General features: G+C 38.5%; 9 protein-coding genes. 5 read left to right on the forward strand and 4 right to left on the reverse strand.

The features are described from left to right. Nucleotides 1-140: 140 nt before the first annotated feature. On the forward strand, nt 141-1,199 hold the full coding sequence (locus R8N23_RS11565; protein WP_318171757.1) for an alpha/beta hydrolase: 1,059 nt from the start codon (nt 141-143) through the stop codon (nt 1,197-1,199). Between the two features lie 4 nt (nt 1,200-1,203). On the opposite strand, the gene xseB is transcribed toward R8N23_RS11565, so the two are convergent. The 4 genes from xseB to R8N23_RS11585 form a co-directional block, all read right to left on the reverse strand. Further along, nucleotides 1,204-1,395 carry an exodeoxyribonuclease VII small subunit gene (gene xseB / locus R8N23_RS11570; protein ID WP_318171758.1) on the reverse strand — a complete coding sequence of 64 codons (192 nt, stop codon included), beginning with the start codon at nt 1,393-1,395 and terminating at the stop codon, nt 1,204-1,206. Further along, complete coding sequence (xseA, locus tag R8N23_RS11575; RefSeq protein ID WP_318171759.1) at nt 1,392-2,621, reverse strand: exodeoxyribonuclease VII large subunit; 1,230 nt, start codon at nt 2,619-2,621, stop codon at nt 1,392-1,394. The genes xseB and xseA overlap by 4 nt, the downstream gene beginning before the upstream one ends. 65 nt (nt 2,622-2,686) lie before the next feature. Further along, nucleotides 2,687-3,400: a LytTR family DNA-binding domain-containing protein gene (locus tag R8N23_RS11580; protein WP_318171760.1), complete on the reverse strand. Its 714-nt coding sequence runs from the start codon at nt 3,398-3,400 to the stop codon at nt 2,687-2,689. After that, nucleotides 3,390-4,451: a sensor histidine kinase gene (locus R8N23_RS11585; RefSeq protein ID WP_318171761.1), complete on the reverse strand. Its 1,062-nt coding sequence runs from the start codon at nt 4,449-4,451 to the stop codon at nt 3,390-3,392. The genes R8N23_RS11580 and R8N23_RS11585 overlap by 11 nt, the downstream gene beginning before the upstream one ends. A gap of 301 nt (nt 4,452-4,752) precedes the next feature. On the opposite strand from R8N23_RS11585, the gene R8N23_RS11590 reads away from it, so the two are divergent. The 4 genes from R8N23_RS11590 (at nt 4,753) to nagB (ending at nt 15,113) form a co-directional block, all read left to right on the forward strand. Next, on the forward strand, nt 4,753-7,851 hold the full coding sequence (locus tag R8N23_RS11590; protein WP_318171762.1) for a SusC/RagA family TonB-linked outer membrane protein: 3,099 nt from the start codon (nt 4,753-4,755) through the stop codon (nt 7,849-7,851). A 25-nt stretch (nt 7,852-7,876) separates the two neighbouring features. Then, nucleotides 7,877-9,460: a RagB/SusD family nutrient uptake outer membrane protein gene (locus R8N23_RS11595; RefSeq protein ID WP_318171763.1), complete on the forward strand. Its 1,584-nt coding sequence runs from the start codon at nt 7,877-7,879 to the stop codon at nt 9,458-9,460. 91 nt (nt 9,461-9,551) lie between these two features. Further along, nucleotides 9,552-12,836, forward strand: coding sequence for a VCBS repeat-containing protein (locus R8N23_RS11600; protein ID WP_318171764.1), 3,285 nt, complete (start codon nt 9,552-9,554; stop codon nt 12,834-12,836). Between the two features lie 312 nt (nt 12,837-13,148). Then, a complete protein-coding gene (gene nagB / locus R8N23_RS11605; RefSeq protein WP_318171765.1) occupies nt 13,149-15,113 on the forward strand; it encodes a glucosamine-6-phosphate deaminase in 1,965 nt (654 codons plus the stop codon). Nucleotides 15,114-15,133: the final 20 nt, after the last annotated feature.

Below are 15,133 nucleotides of genomic sequence, written 5' to 3' on the forward strand. Positions count from 1 at the left end.
GCCAGATGAGGAAGCGATTTGGCTGGACAACACCTAAACAAAATCATGTTGATGTCGAGTATTTTCTCTCTCGAAAAAAACACAACCTCGGATAGCTATTTGAAAGTAATGGGTTTTACCCAAAAGGTTGTTTTGGGGATATGATTTTAAAAAGAGGGTTAGCCATTCTTTGCTTTTTTGCTTCCTTGCATGTGTCAAATGCTCAAGGGAAGATTGAAGCAGTAAAAATTAATGATGTCTCTGTAGATATCTACTTGCCCCCAAATTATTCCGAATCAAAAGATTACCCGGTTGTTTATTTTAATGATGGTCAAATGTTATTTGGGCATTCCACAATCACTATAGCCTTACAAGACATATTGGACAGCCTAATAAACAAGCAGCTGATACATGAACTGATCGTCGTGGGTGTATTCGCGGATGAAAGACGCGCGGAAAGGTATGTGCCTTATCAAAACGGCGACTTTGATAAAATGCCAAGTGGAGAGTCTTACGCTGCTCATTATGTGAATTTTCTCATCGATGATGTAGTTTCTTATGTTGATGAAAACTATAGTACCATGGCAAAACCAGAGGGAAGAGCAATTTTTGGATTTTCGTTTGGCGGCTTGAATGCCATATGGATGCTACTGAATAGACCCGAAACATTTTCGATGGCTGCCGGTATTTCTGCCTCTATGTGGGTAGACGATTTTGCGATGTTTAAAGAAGTCGAAAAATACAAATCGAATCAGAAAATATGGTTTGATATCGGTACTTCTGAATGGAATTATTATGTGCCTTTTCAGAAACTATTAAAAGAGCAGGGTGCTGAAATAAATCGCCAAGTTTATTATTTCGAAGTGAAAGACGCTGCGCATAATTGGGAATTTGTAAGGCAACGGATTCATATGCCTTTACTTGTTTTTGCTGGACTTAAACCACAAGTTCCTTCCAAAATGAATGTTGAAATTGAAATTATTCCCAGTAAATCAAACCCGGAGAAAAAGTTTACAAGGTTGAATCCAGTGATTGTCTGTAAAGGTGGCTTGAAATATTCTTTGGCTTATGAAGCTAATTATAAGGTGGCCAATCCAAGTGCTGGTAAAGTATATGAAGATGGCAGATTCGAACTTTATGGAGAGGATAATCTCGAAGTTGAAGTCACCTATCAGTCATTTAATAAGAAAGTTAAAATTCGTTCTAAGCTTTTGAATTAGTTTATCAAACTTCGGTTGATTGGTTTAAATCGTTTTCGATTCCTCTCAAGCGATCCTGACAATACTTTACTAACTCATTGGCTCTTTTTACGAGGGCTGTGATTTGATCTACATCTACCTCCTCAGATTCTAGCTGCGCACAGATAGTTTGCAATTCATCGTATGCCGACTGATAAGTTAATTTCTTCTTGCTCATTTGGTTTCGTTTACTGTACTAATAATGGTCTGAGATGCCGTTTGCGTTTCTATTTGATCTCCTGATTTGATTTTTTGTTTCGTAAGTACCTTTCCGTTCAATCTGGTGATGGAATAACCTTTGTTCAAAAGGTTTTGTGGGTCGTAGGCGTCTACAAGTTTTTGATTGTGACCCAAGAATTCTTTTTGCCGATTTAATATTAGCGAAGGCTTTTGTTTAATCAATTGAACGAATTGTTCCAATTGAAAGGTGTGACGCTGTAAAATTTGATTCACACTTAGTTGCCATTTGAATTTTATCTCATTGATTATTTCATTTTGACGGTAGAGAAGTTCTTGTGTCAGCTGATTGATGGATTCCTGAACTTGATTAATCTCTGATTCGAAGGTCATCATCCTTGAGACTAAAAATTCTGCAACGGATGTTGGTGTTTTTAGTCTTGTATGGGCCACCAAGTCCGCAATAGACTGATCGCGCTCATGCCCGATGCCAGTAATTATTGGTAATGGAAATTGCGCCAGGTGAGCGCAGAGATCATAATCATCAAAACAATCCAAGTCCATTTTAGACCCACCGCCTCTAATGAGGATGACGGCTTCATAGCCCAGGCCGGACTCGTGAATTTTATGAAGACAATCAATAATGGACGATGGCGCTGAATCACCCTGCATAGTAGCTGGGAATAAATCCAAGATCGCACGATACCCATACGGGTTGCTTTCGAACTGATTCATGAAGTCTTCATACCCTGCGGCTGTTTCAGAACTAATGATAGCCAATCGTTGAGGGACTATCGATAACTCTAAGGCTTGATTCATGTCGATGATTCCTTCGGCTTCTAGTTGCTGGATAGTCTCTTGTTTTTTCCGCTCTCTTTCCCCAATAGTGAAGTTGACATCGATGTCTCTGATATTGAGGCTTATTCCATATACCTCGTGAAACTCTAATGAGGCATTAAACAATACTTTCATTCCTTGCTTGAGTTCTGTGCCCGTCTGGGACACAAACCACGGATGGATCTCTCGATAAATATTGGCCCAGATCGTGCCTCTGGCTTTCGCCTTCACATAGTTGTTGTCTTTTTCTACAAGTTCCAGATAGCAGTGACCATTACCATGCAGATTGATCTGACCAATTTCAGCAATGATCCAATACGACCGCTCTAGGCTGTCGCTGAGGACTTCTTTTACAAATAAATTAAATTCGTGGAGAGAGTAATGATTCACAATTCAAAATTGGATCAATCTGGCGCAATTCCCAAGCCTTTACTCAACGAAGTGACGGGTTAAAATTATTCAGTACCTAAAAGTAAATTCTTAATATCTTTCTGATAGTTGCGTCCAATAGGAAGGAGTTTGTCCGCAATTTCTACTTGATTGCCATCAATCGCTTTTACTTTGTTTTTTGCAATGATGTATGAACGGTGAATTCTCACAAAATCATCACCAGGTAAGATTTCAGCAATACCGACCAGATTGTTATGGTTGATCAAGCTTTCGTCGTAGGTCTTGATCCGAACGTAATCTTTCAGACTCTCTATATACAAAATATCATCGAGGTAAACCTTGATCATTTTTTTATCAATCTTAAAAAATACGTGAGCTTTTTCTCCATCGTCCGAACTTCCTCCGTCATTAGATTCCTTTTCAGCGTTTCGTTGCTCTATGCGATTAACCGTTTTCATAAAACGCTGGAGAGAAAAAGGTTTGACCAGATAATCAATAACATCCAATTCAAAGCTTTCTACCGCGTATTCTCTATAGGCAGTTGTAATAACTACAGCGGGCGGATTTTGCAAGCTTCTTAGAAAATCTAAGCCTGATATGGTAGGCATATTAATGTCAAGAAAGATGACGTCTACTTCTTGGTTGGACAGAAAATTGAACCCTTCCACAGCATCTTTGCACGTACCAACCACCTCGAAATTTTTAAAATTGACTAAGAAATTCTTAATCACATTAATGGCTAATGGTTCGTCATCTATTATCAAGCAATTAATTTTCATTCAACGGTATATTTAAAACTGTCCTATATTTTACTTCTCCTTCGATCAGATCTAGTTTGAAATCTGTATCGTATATCAATTTAAGCCTTCTTTTTGTATTTTCTAAACCGACACCATGATTATACGTTTTCAATCCGTTATCTGCAATAGGCCCTGGTGACTTGTTGTTTTCTGTAATGAATGTCAGCCTTCCATCCTTCACATGAAGAGAAATGAGTATCGGAATATCCTGACCAATGAGTCTGGTGCCGTGCTTAAAACTATTTTCTATAAACGGCAAAAGAAGGACGGGTGGAATCAACTTACCTTCTATGTCACCAGATATTTCTAAATCTACATTGAGTCTTTCTCCATATCTAAGCATTTCCAGATCCAGATAGTTTTGAATGTGTTTGATTTCTTTGACCAACGGTACACTTTTCTGTTTGGCATCATAGATCACATAACTCATGAGCTCAGACAACTTCAATACCGTATAGGGTGCCTTGTTAGATTTATCTAGAGTAAGGGAGTAAAGATTATTAAGCGTATTGAAGAAAAAATGAGGCTGAATTTGAGATTTTAAAAAGGCAAGTTCTGTTTCGAGGTTTACCTTTTGAAGCTGTGCCGTTTTGTTTTTGAACTGTATCCAGTCTATAGTCATTTTAATGGCGGTACCAATCGCTACTACATATATTTCTCCTATAAAGGAGGCCATCACATAGTTGAAATTAAAAAGAGACAAATCCTGAATGCCAGACTCTTTGTACACTTCAGTAGTCACAAAAAGATAGGTTAGGATAATTCTAATTATCGTGATTCCAAGCGTAGATAAAAATAGAACAACAATATACCAAGTGATCTTTTTCGGGATCAGTCTGGGCATGAGGTAGTATATATTGAAATATACAATGACTATATGAAGTGGAAACTCTACAAGATTAGACCGAAACGAATAAGCATAATCATCGAAATAAGATCCCCACCTCACCCAATTGAAGGAAAAATAAATGACCCAGAATAGGGTATGGTACACAACTGGTTTTTTGGCAAAGCTGATGGTTCTTTGCATAGGGGTTTCTTCAGGCTTAAAAAAAAGATGATCGGAAGTTAACACTATTACTCTCAGTTGTAAAATGAAAATGTCCGATATAATATCAAATTTAATTCAAGCGTACTCAATAATTCGCTCGATGGCTGAGAGTCAAAGCCCAATGGTAATATCTAGCCATTAAGAGAAAGATTGGAGCTCAGAGATTCATTCAAAGACAAAATCCCGCCATTCAGCTATTTATTTTTAATAAGGCATAAAGATTAGTGAAAATAGAGGATGCTAAAATCTATTAATAATGACTAAATCTAAAATTAAGTCTATGAAACAGAGAATACTTTTATTAAGTTTTGTCATGGGCATGGTGCTGATGGCACAAGCCCAAACCCGGACTTTGACTGGTAAAGTCACCGGAGCAGACGATGGCGCTGCTTTACCGGGAGTGAACGTGTCGGTAAAAGGCACGAGTACAGGTACCATCACAGATATCGATGGTATTTATAAGATTGATGTATCAGATGCTGATATATTGTTGTTTTCTTATATCGGTTATGTGTCACAAGAATTAACAGTGGGCTCTCAGTCTGTTGCTGATGTAGTGTTGGCAGCCGATACAGAACAATTGGACGAAGTAGTAGTAACCGCACTTGGTATTTCTAGAGAGAAAAAGTCTTTGACTTATGCTACGCAAGAAGTGGAAGGTGAAGAACTTACAAGAGTCAAAGATGCCAACTTCATGAATTCATTGACAGGTAAGGCTGCAGGTGTATTTGTAAATAGAAGTGGTTCTGGTGTAGGTGGTTCTACAAGAGTTGTACTTAGAGGTAACTCATCCACTAGAAACAATAACGTACTGTACGTAATTGATGGTGTACCAATGAACAACTTCTCAGCATCTCAGCCAAACGATGTTTGGGGACAAAATGCTTCGGTTCCAGGTGCTTCAGGTACTGGTGGAGCTGGTAGAGATGGTGGTGATGGTATTGCTAATATCAACCCTGAAGATATAGAAAGTATTTCTGTCTTGAAAGGTGCTTCAGCTGCTGCTCTTTATGGTAGCCAAGCGGCCAATGGAGTTATTCTTATTACTACCAAAAAAGGTAAGGCTGGAAAAGTAACAGTTTCTGCATCTTCTAATTTTACTACTGAATCAGTGCTGCTAATGCCAGAGATGCAGTATAGATATGGACAATCTGCTGCAGCTGGATCTATAGATAGCTGGGGTCAGCCAGTATCTGCTCCTGATCACGTAGAAGATTTCTTTGATAAAGGAAGAACTTGGATCAATACGATTTCCGTATCAGGAGGAAACGAAATGGCTCAAAGCTATTTCTCATATGCTAATACAGACTCTAAGGGAATTATCCCTACAAACACATTAACGAAGCACAACTTTACTTTTAAGGAGACTTTAGATCTTTATGATGGTAGACTTAAAATCAACGGTGGTGCTAGCATAATTACTCAAGAGACTAACAACAGAGCAAACTCTGGTATGTACTTCAATCCATTGACTGGATTGTACTTCTTTCCTAGAGGATTGGATTTCAATAGCTACAAAAACAACTTCGAAACTTTTGATGCGAATAGAAACTTCAATGTACAAAATTGGGTAGCTGATATTGACGTTCAGCAAAATCCATATTGGATTTTGAACAGAAACCAAAATGAAGATTCAAGAAACAGAGTGATAGCTAATCTTGGTGCTTCAGTAAAAATCACTGATGATCTTACATTCAGAATCAGAGGAAACGTAGATAAATCAGTTGATAGATACAACCAAAATGTATACGCAGGTACGCAAGCGACATTAGCAGATTTGAATGGTAGATATGTTGTTCAAAATGCTGAGTCTACTCAGAAGTATGGAGATGCATTTTTGATGTACAACAAGACGTTAGAGACACTTAGCATTTCAGCTACATTAGGAACTAGTATTACAGATAATGAGGTTCAGTCACAATTCTTTGATTCAAAAGGTGGTGATGATATTCGAAATGATGGAGTAGAAGGATTGTTCTACCCTAATGTCTTCAACTTGCAAAATATTGCTGTAGGCGGTAGCGCATTATTCAATGAAGGAGGAAGCAGATCGCAACTGCAATCAGTATTTGGTAGTTTGAACTTCGGTTACAATGGAATGTTATTCTTGGATGTAACTGGAAGAAATGATTGGTCTTCTACATTACCAGATGATTCATTCTTTTACCCTTCAGTAGGTCTTACTGCTGTAATTTCTGAAATGGTAGATTTATCTTCTTCAGTAGACCTATTAAAAGTAAGAGCTTCATTTGCTCAAGTTGGTAATGGCGTAAATGCATATGATGTTGGATCAGGTTCATTTAACAACATTGTACCTTACGGTACTATTCAGCAACTACCAAGCAGAGTAGAGCCAGGTAATGTATTGAAGCCTGAAATTCAAACTTCATACGAAGTTGGTGCAGAGTTGGGAATGTTTGGAAGAAGGTTGAATCTTGACCTCGCTTACTACAACACTGTAACAAAAGATCAAAGAATTCCAATTGTTGCTCCTTCTTCACAAGGCGGTGGATTCTTCTATATCAACGGTGGTGAAATTGTAAACAAAGGATTTGAAGCTGCATTAACAGCAGTTCCTGTAAAGACGCAAGACTTTGCATGGACTTCTACTTTCAACTTTACAAAAAACATCAACGAAGTGAAAAAATTGTCTGATGATTTAGCAGAAGGCGAATTTCAGTTGACTGCTCCTGGTGTAAACAACTACGCTATGGTAATAAGAGAAGGCGGACAATTTGGTGATATCTACGGACAGCGTTTTGCAAGAGATGCTAATGGAACTATTATCGTTGATGCTACTGGTGCTCCTCAGCCACACGAAGATGGATTAGGTTATGTAGGAAATCCAAACCCAGATTATATGTGGGGATGGAATAACTCATTCGATTACAAAGGAATCACACTTGGTTTCTTGATTGATGCTAGAATTGGTGGAGAGGTAATGTCTATTACTGAAGCAATGAATGATTTGTATGGTGTATCAGAAAACTCAGCAGCTGCAAGAGATGCTGGTGGTGTAGATATGCCAGCTGTCTTGGCTGATGGTTCATCTTTCGGAGGTGCACTTCCTGCAGATACTTTCTACAAAACTGTAGGTGGTAGAGCGGGTATCACAGAGCATTATGTTTATAGTGCAACCAACATTAGATTGAGAGAACTGTCATTAGGATATTCTCTTCCATCTTCTGTTATGGAAAAGCTAGGCCCTATCAAATCGGCTAAAGTATCATTGGTTGGAAGAAACTTGTTCTTCTTGAAAAATGATGCGCCGTTTGATCCGGACGTGTCTATGTCTACGGGTACTGGCTTGCAAGGAGTTCATGTTTTTGGACTACCATCAACTAGAAGCATAGGTTTCAACCTGTCTTTGACTTTATAATCCATTCACGACAAAAATTGAAATCATGAAAATAAATAAGATATATAAATCATTACTTGCGTTTGGTACCATTACAGTATTGTCTGTAACAAGTTGTACTGATAACTTCGAGGAGATCAATAGTAGCCCTTACGGGGTGTCTAATGAGACTTTAGAGCAAGACTTTAACCATGTTGGTGGACGTATAGTAACTGCTACGCAGAATATTTACTCTGTAACACCAGCTTGGCTTACACAGCTTCAGCAAAACTTGATGGGAGATGTATTCAGCGGATACATGACTCCTCCAACACCTTTTGCAGGGAATGTGAATAACATGACATATGCATTGGTTGATGGTTGGAATGGCTTTCCATGGTCAACAGCTTATCAAAGCGTAATGTTTCCATTGGCTACAATGGACGAGACTGCTGGAGATGACTTTCCTCAATTCGTTGCGTGGGGTAAGATTATTAGAGTGGAAGCTATGCACAGAGTAGCAGACATCTATGGTCCTATTGTTTATTCTACTTTTGGACAAGACCCTGCTTTGTACGATTCTCAAGAGGATGTATACAAAACTTTCATTTCTGACCTGGATGCGGCAATTGCTACCCTTAAAAACTATACTGACTTCGCTGGTTTTGCTAAGTTTGATTTAGTATATGGTGGTGATGTAACTACATGGATACAATTTGCAAATTCTCTAAAATTGAGATTGGCAATTAGAATGTCTAAAGTAGATCCAGCTTATGCTAAAACTGTAGGTGAGAGCGCTTTGGCTGATGCAACTGGTTTGCTAGCTGATAATGCATCCAATTTTACACTTTCTGAATCAGTTGGAGATCACCCATTGAATACTATCAATAATGGTTGGGGAGATATTAGAATGAGTGCTGAAATGGAGTCAATTTTAACTGGATATGATGATCCACGTTTAGGAGCTTATTTCGAACCTGCTGCTGATGAAAAAGTCAATCCTGATGGGTTAGATATTTATAAAGGTATCAGAATGGGAATTGAAATTGAAGCGAAGGACACTTACGGAGCTCATTCTGCTTTGACTACGTTTGGTGGTATTCAGTTGATGACTTCTGCTGAAGTACAATTTCTTAAAGCTGAGGCTGCTCTTAGAGGATGGGCAGGTGCTGGTGATGCAAAAACTAATTACGAAGCTGGTGTGACACTATCATTCCTTCAGCATGGTGTAGGTGGTGCAGTAGTTGATTATTTGGCTGATAATTCGAGTACACCTGCAGAGTTTATTGATGCGGTAAATTCGAGTAACGATGTGAAAACAGGTGATCCGAATTTAAGTACGATAACAATTGCTTGGGAAGATGCTGATTCTGACGAGAAAAAGTTAGAAAGAATCATTACACAAAAGTGGATTGCTATGTATCCTGATGGCCAGGAGGCTTGGTCTGAATATAGAAGAACAGGTTATCCAAAACTTTTCCCAGTGGTAGTAAATAACAGTGGTGGAAAAATTGATACTGATGAGCAAATCAAAAGAATCAATTTCCCGGCTGCAGAAGCTACTACAAACCCAGAAGGTCTTGCTAGCGGAGTGTCTGCTCTTGGTGGCGACGATGATGGCGGAACCGCTCTTTGGTGGGATGTTGACTAATAACGTGTAATCAATATTGGAATAAAAAGATCATACATGCTTTGTATGATCTTTTTATTTTTAACCTGCTTTTTGTAAACTATTCAAAGCTATGAGAATAAACCCAATTTTGTCTTTTCTGATTGTATCAATCACGTTGATATCAGGCTGTAATGATACAACTACTACCTTGTCCCCAAAAGAGGGAGGTTCTTCCCAATTAGGATTACTATCGCCTAGCTCAACAGGCATTGAATTCCAAAATCCAATAAAAGAAAATCTTTATTTCAACTTCATCAATTACTCTTACATTTTCAATGGTGGTGGAGTTGCGGCTGGAGATATCAACAATGATGGCCTCATAGATCTGTATTTTACTGCCAACCAACAAGAAAACAAACTATACCTCAACAAGGGGAATTTGAAATTTGAAGATATCACAAGTTCTGCTAACCTTTCCGATAAAATTGGTTGGTCAAGTGGGGTAACTATGTTAGATGTCAATAATGACGGATGGTTAGATATATATGTCTGTAAGTCAGGTTCACTTGCAGATAAACAACTCAGAGCCAATAAGCTCTATATCAACCAAAAGGACAACACCTTCAAGGAAGATGCTAGAGCATGGGGATTAGATTTTACAGGATTCAGTACACAGGCCTCTTTCCTTGATTTCGACAAAGATGGAGATCTCGATTTATTCCTTGTAAATCATCGAGCTGACTTTGATAAAAATGATGAGGTTATCCCGATAGGAGACGTAGCGATCAATAAAGATTTTTCAAACCAATTGTACAGAAATGACGGAGACCGTTTTGTACTGGTTACTAGAGAAGCAGGTTTAGAAAGTATGACTTGGGGACTTAGTGCTGCCATAGGAGATTTCAATAGCGATGGCTGGGAGGATATATATGTGTGTAATGACTTTTTACAACCTGATTTCTTATACCTCAATAATCAGGACGGATCGTTTTCAAATCAATATCTAGAATCTTTTGATCATATGTCACAGCATAGCATGGGTTCGGATTTCGGAGATATCAACAATGACGGTTTAGATGATTTGATGGTTTTAGAGATGTCTCCTGAAGATCATGTCCGTAGCAAAGAGAATATGCCATCGATGAGCACTGAAAACTTCAATATTTTGGTGAAAAGCGGTTATCATCATCAATACATGGTAAACACGCTGCAGGTAAATGAGGGTAACGGTCGTTTCAGTGACTACGCTCAAATCGCTGGCGTATCAAAGACAGATTGGAGTTGGGCGCCTTTGTTTGCCGACCTGGATGAAGATGGTTTTAATGACTTATTGGTCACCAATGGTGTAATGAAAGATTTGGCCAATAGTGACTATCGAAACAAAATAATGACTCGAATAGCTAGCAAGGTCAAAATGTCTTTAGAAGAAGCTCAGGCTATGGTTCCGTCTAATAAGCTTCCAAATTATGTTTATCAGAATCAAGGCAATTTTAAATTTAAGAATAAGAGCAAGGAATGGGGATTTGATACACCAACTTTTTCCAATGGAGCTGTATATGCGGATTTGGATAATGATGGTGATCTTGATGTGGTGATCAACAACGTCAACGATATTGCTCACATCTATAAAAACAATAGTACCAATAATTCAATAAATATTGAATTGGAGGGGCCTTCCTCAAATATACTGGGCATAGGTGCTAGGATTGAATTGTATGCGAATGGAAACAAACAGGAGAAAAGCCTATACCTCTCCAGAGGCTATTTGTCGTCAGTATCTCCTCGGGTTCATTTTGGATTGGGGACGACAGACTATGTTGATTCTGTAAAAGTTAAGTGGCCAGATGGTAGAGTTACCAAAGCCGAAAAACTTGAACTAAACAAAATACACCAATTAAAATGGACTCAGTCAATAGAAGATTCGACTGCTGAAGCTCAACTTGATCCATTTTTAGTCGAAGTAGAGTCAAAAGATCTAGGTATTGAGTTTAAACATGATGAGGAGCCTTTTAATGATTTCAGTAAGCAACTTTTACTTCCTTATAAGTTATCCCAACAGGGAGTAAAGCCTTCAATTGCAGATGTGAACGGCGACGGTAAAGAGGATTTCTATATTGGGAGTGGCGCAAACCAATCTGGAGAATTATACATTCAAACAAACAAAGGCTTTGAGAAAAGAACAGGGCCATGGAAAGACAATCAATCAGCAGAGGAAGTGAGTTCGTTGTTTTTCGATTTTGATCAAGATGGAGATGAGGATTTATATGTGGTGACTGGTAGCTATGAATTTCAAGAAGGTACTTCGCTACTTCGAAATCATCTTTATGAAAATGATGGTAACGGAAATTTTTCTCAAAATAACGAAGTGCTACCTCAGAATGCAAGCAATGGAAAGGTGGTGGCATGCGCGGATATAGACGCAGATGGAGATTTAGACTTGTTTGTTGGCGGTCGAGTAATTTCTGGTTCTTACCCGTTATCACCAGATAGCTATGTGCTAATAAATGAAAATGGGAAGTTTCGTGATATGACTAAAAAAGTGGCCCCTGATGTGAGTAGCATAGGTATGGTTACTGGAGCCTCGTTTACAGATTTTGATCAGGATGGCGACTTAGATTTAATGGTAGTTGGCGAATGGTCGGCTATACAACTTTTTGAAAACCATAGTGGATTATTGAGTAAGCACAGTTCGAGTTCTTTGGATGAGACAATTGGTTTGTGGAGTGCCTTAGAAGTGGTGGACATTGATCAGGATGGTGACGATGATTATTTGGTTGGCAATCTTGGACTGAACACAAAGTATAAAACGGGAGGAGAAAAGGAGTTCCATATTTTTAGTCATGATTTTGACAATAGCGGGATGTATGATATTGTACTTACCAATAAGTATAAAGGGAATTTAGTACCTGCGAGAGGGCTCGAGTGCTCTAGTGAACAAATACCATCCATTAAGACTGAATTTACCTCATTTCAAGATTTCGCATCAGCGAGTTTGGAGGATATTTATGGTGAACAGAAACTTAAGCAAGCGCACCATATACAAGTCGATATATTGACGAGTGTATTGGTTGTCAATGATGGAAATGGTCAGTTTAGTCTAATTCAGCTTCCAAATGAAGCTCAGATTGCACCAATTCAAGATTTTGAAATTCTAGATGTGAATAAAGATGGGGTAGACGAAATATTCATTGTAGGCAATCTGTTTGAGACTGAAGTGGAGACTGTTCGGTATGATGCCATGAAAGGAGTAGTACTCAACTATAAAGATGGAAACATGATTAATGTAGCGAAAAGTCAATCTGGATTTTTTGTTGATGGGAATACAAGGTCTGTAAATGAATTGATCATTAATGATGAGCAATATCTCATGGTATCATTAAATGGAAGCGGTCTAAAGTTTTTCAAAACACGATAAATTTTTTTCGAAGCGGTTTAGCTCCGTTTTATAGTCATACAGCGAAAGAATTTCAACTGCAATTGAACAGATCATATTTTAGTATCTACATTTAGTAGTGGTACAAGAAATTAAATTAGAGTTTTGGGTTAGAAAGGGTCACGTTATGCGTGATCTTTTCTTTTTTATAGGCATTTAAGGACGTTTTCCCATTTAGCTTCAAAAAATACCAGTTTAGCTAAATTTTTTCTATCCCTTCCATTGAATATCTAGCTTTATTCCATAATAAATTACATAAAAGTGTATTTGCACACTTTTTAAAAGAAATTGGATATGAGCATAACTATGGTAAAAGATACCGCAACAGCATTGAAGAGAACTAGCCGCAAGGAGTGGAGTGCGATGGAATCTACCAAATTTGAGAAGATACATACCGAAATATTCAAAGGCTCGGATGAGGCATCTAGAATTATAGCCCTGGAAATCGCGGCCTTAATTAGATATAAAACAGAAAGAAACGAAAAATGTATTTTGGGCTTGGCCACTGGTTCTTCTCCGATTCAGGTTTATGCTGAGTTGGTCAAAATGCACAAGAAGGAAGGTTTAAGTTTTCAAAATGTAGTTTCATTCAACTTGGATGAATACTATGGGCTAGACAAAACTGACAATCAGAGCTATATTCATTTTATGCACCATCACTTGTTTGATCATGTTGATATTCTTCCTGAAAACATCAATGTACCAAGTGGTAAAATAGCCTTTGAACATATTGCTGAGTACTGTACGCAGTATGAAGAAAAAATTGAAAGTTACGGCGGTTTAGATTTTCAATTGCTAGGTATTGGGCGAACCGGACATATCGGTTTCAACGAACCAGGTTCCAAGATCAATTCAACTACACGAATGATTACTTTGGATTACTTGACCAGACAGGACAACGCCTTTGCTTTTAATAGTATGGCTGACGTCCCTAGAAAGGCAGTAACGATGGGAGTTGGTACTATTCTTAAGGCCAAACGAATCGTAATCATGGCCTACGGTATGAAGAAGGCGGAGATTGTAAGAAAGACAGTAGAAGGGGAAATGTCTACCGACGTTCCGGCTACTTTTCTACAAGAGCATGAAGATGTAACGTTCGTACTGGATGAAAATGCCTCACAAGATCTTACAAGATTCCAAACCCCATGGCTCGTGGGAGACTGTGAGTGGACCAAAGACTTGAAGAAAAAGGCCGTTGTTTGGTTAAGTCAAAAATTGAACAAGCCCATTCTTAAACTAGCTGACAGAGACTACAATGATCATGGCATGTCTGAAATATTAGGCGAAGGCGGAGCTTACGAGGTGAACATCAAAATGTTCAACCACTTCCAACATACCATTACAGGGTGGCCAGGCGGTAAGCCAAATGCTGATGATTCCAACAGACCTGAAAGAGCAACACCAGCCAAAAAGCGAATAATTATATTCAGCCCGCACCCAGATGATGATGTAATATCTATGGGAGGCACGTTTTTGAGATTGGTTGATCAGGGGCATGAAGTTCATGTCGCTTACCAGACTTCTGGAAATATAGCTGTGGCTGATCATGAAGCCAATCGATTTGCAGAATTTGCTCAACAGTTGTATGAATACGCAGCTGGCGATAAGGCAGACACTAAGGTCTTTGATAAGATCTTTAAAGAATTAAACAGCAAGTCTAAAAAGGAAATCACTTCAGTGGATGTCAGAAAAGTGAAAGGTCTGATCAGACGAGGTGAAGCCATTAGTGCTTGTCGTTATTATGGCATACCTGATAGCCAGGTTCATTATTTGGACCTACCATTTTACGAAACTGGAAAAGTAGAGAAAAATCCTCTAGGAAAGGCAGATGTTGAGATCATCAAAAATCTGATTGAAGACGTAAAGCCACATCAAATCTATGCGGCTGGTGATTTGGCAGATCCACATGGTACGCACGAAGTATGTTTGAAAGGAATATTTGCTGCTTTAGAAGAACTCAAAAAGCAGAAGTACATGAAGGATTGCTGGGTTTGGCTATATAGAGGTGCTTGGCATGAATATCCGATAGATGAAATTGAAATGGCTGTACCTATTAGCCCCGAAGAACTGATGAAGAAAAGAATGGCTATTTTTAGACATCAATCTCAAAAGGATGGGGTAGTATTCCAAGGAGATGATAGTCGTGAATTTTGGCAGCGATCTGAAGACAGAAACAGAGAAACGGCTGAAATGTATGATAATCTTGGGTTAGCAGAATACGAGGCCATTGAAGGATTCAGAAGATATCACTTCCTTTAAAATAAATAAAATAATGCTCG

This window comes from Reichenbachiella sp. (assembly GCF_033344935.1).
In the GTDB taxonomy this organism is placed as follows: Bacteria; Bacteroidota; Bacteroidia; order Cytophagales; family Cyclobacteriaceae; genus Reichenbachiella.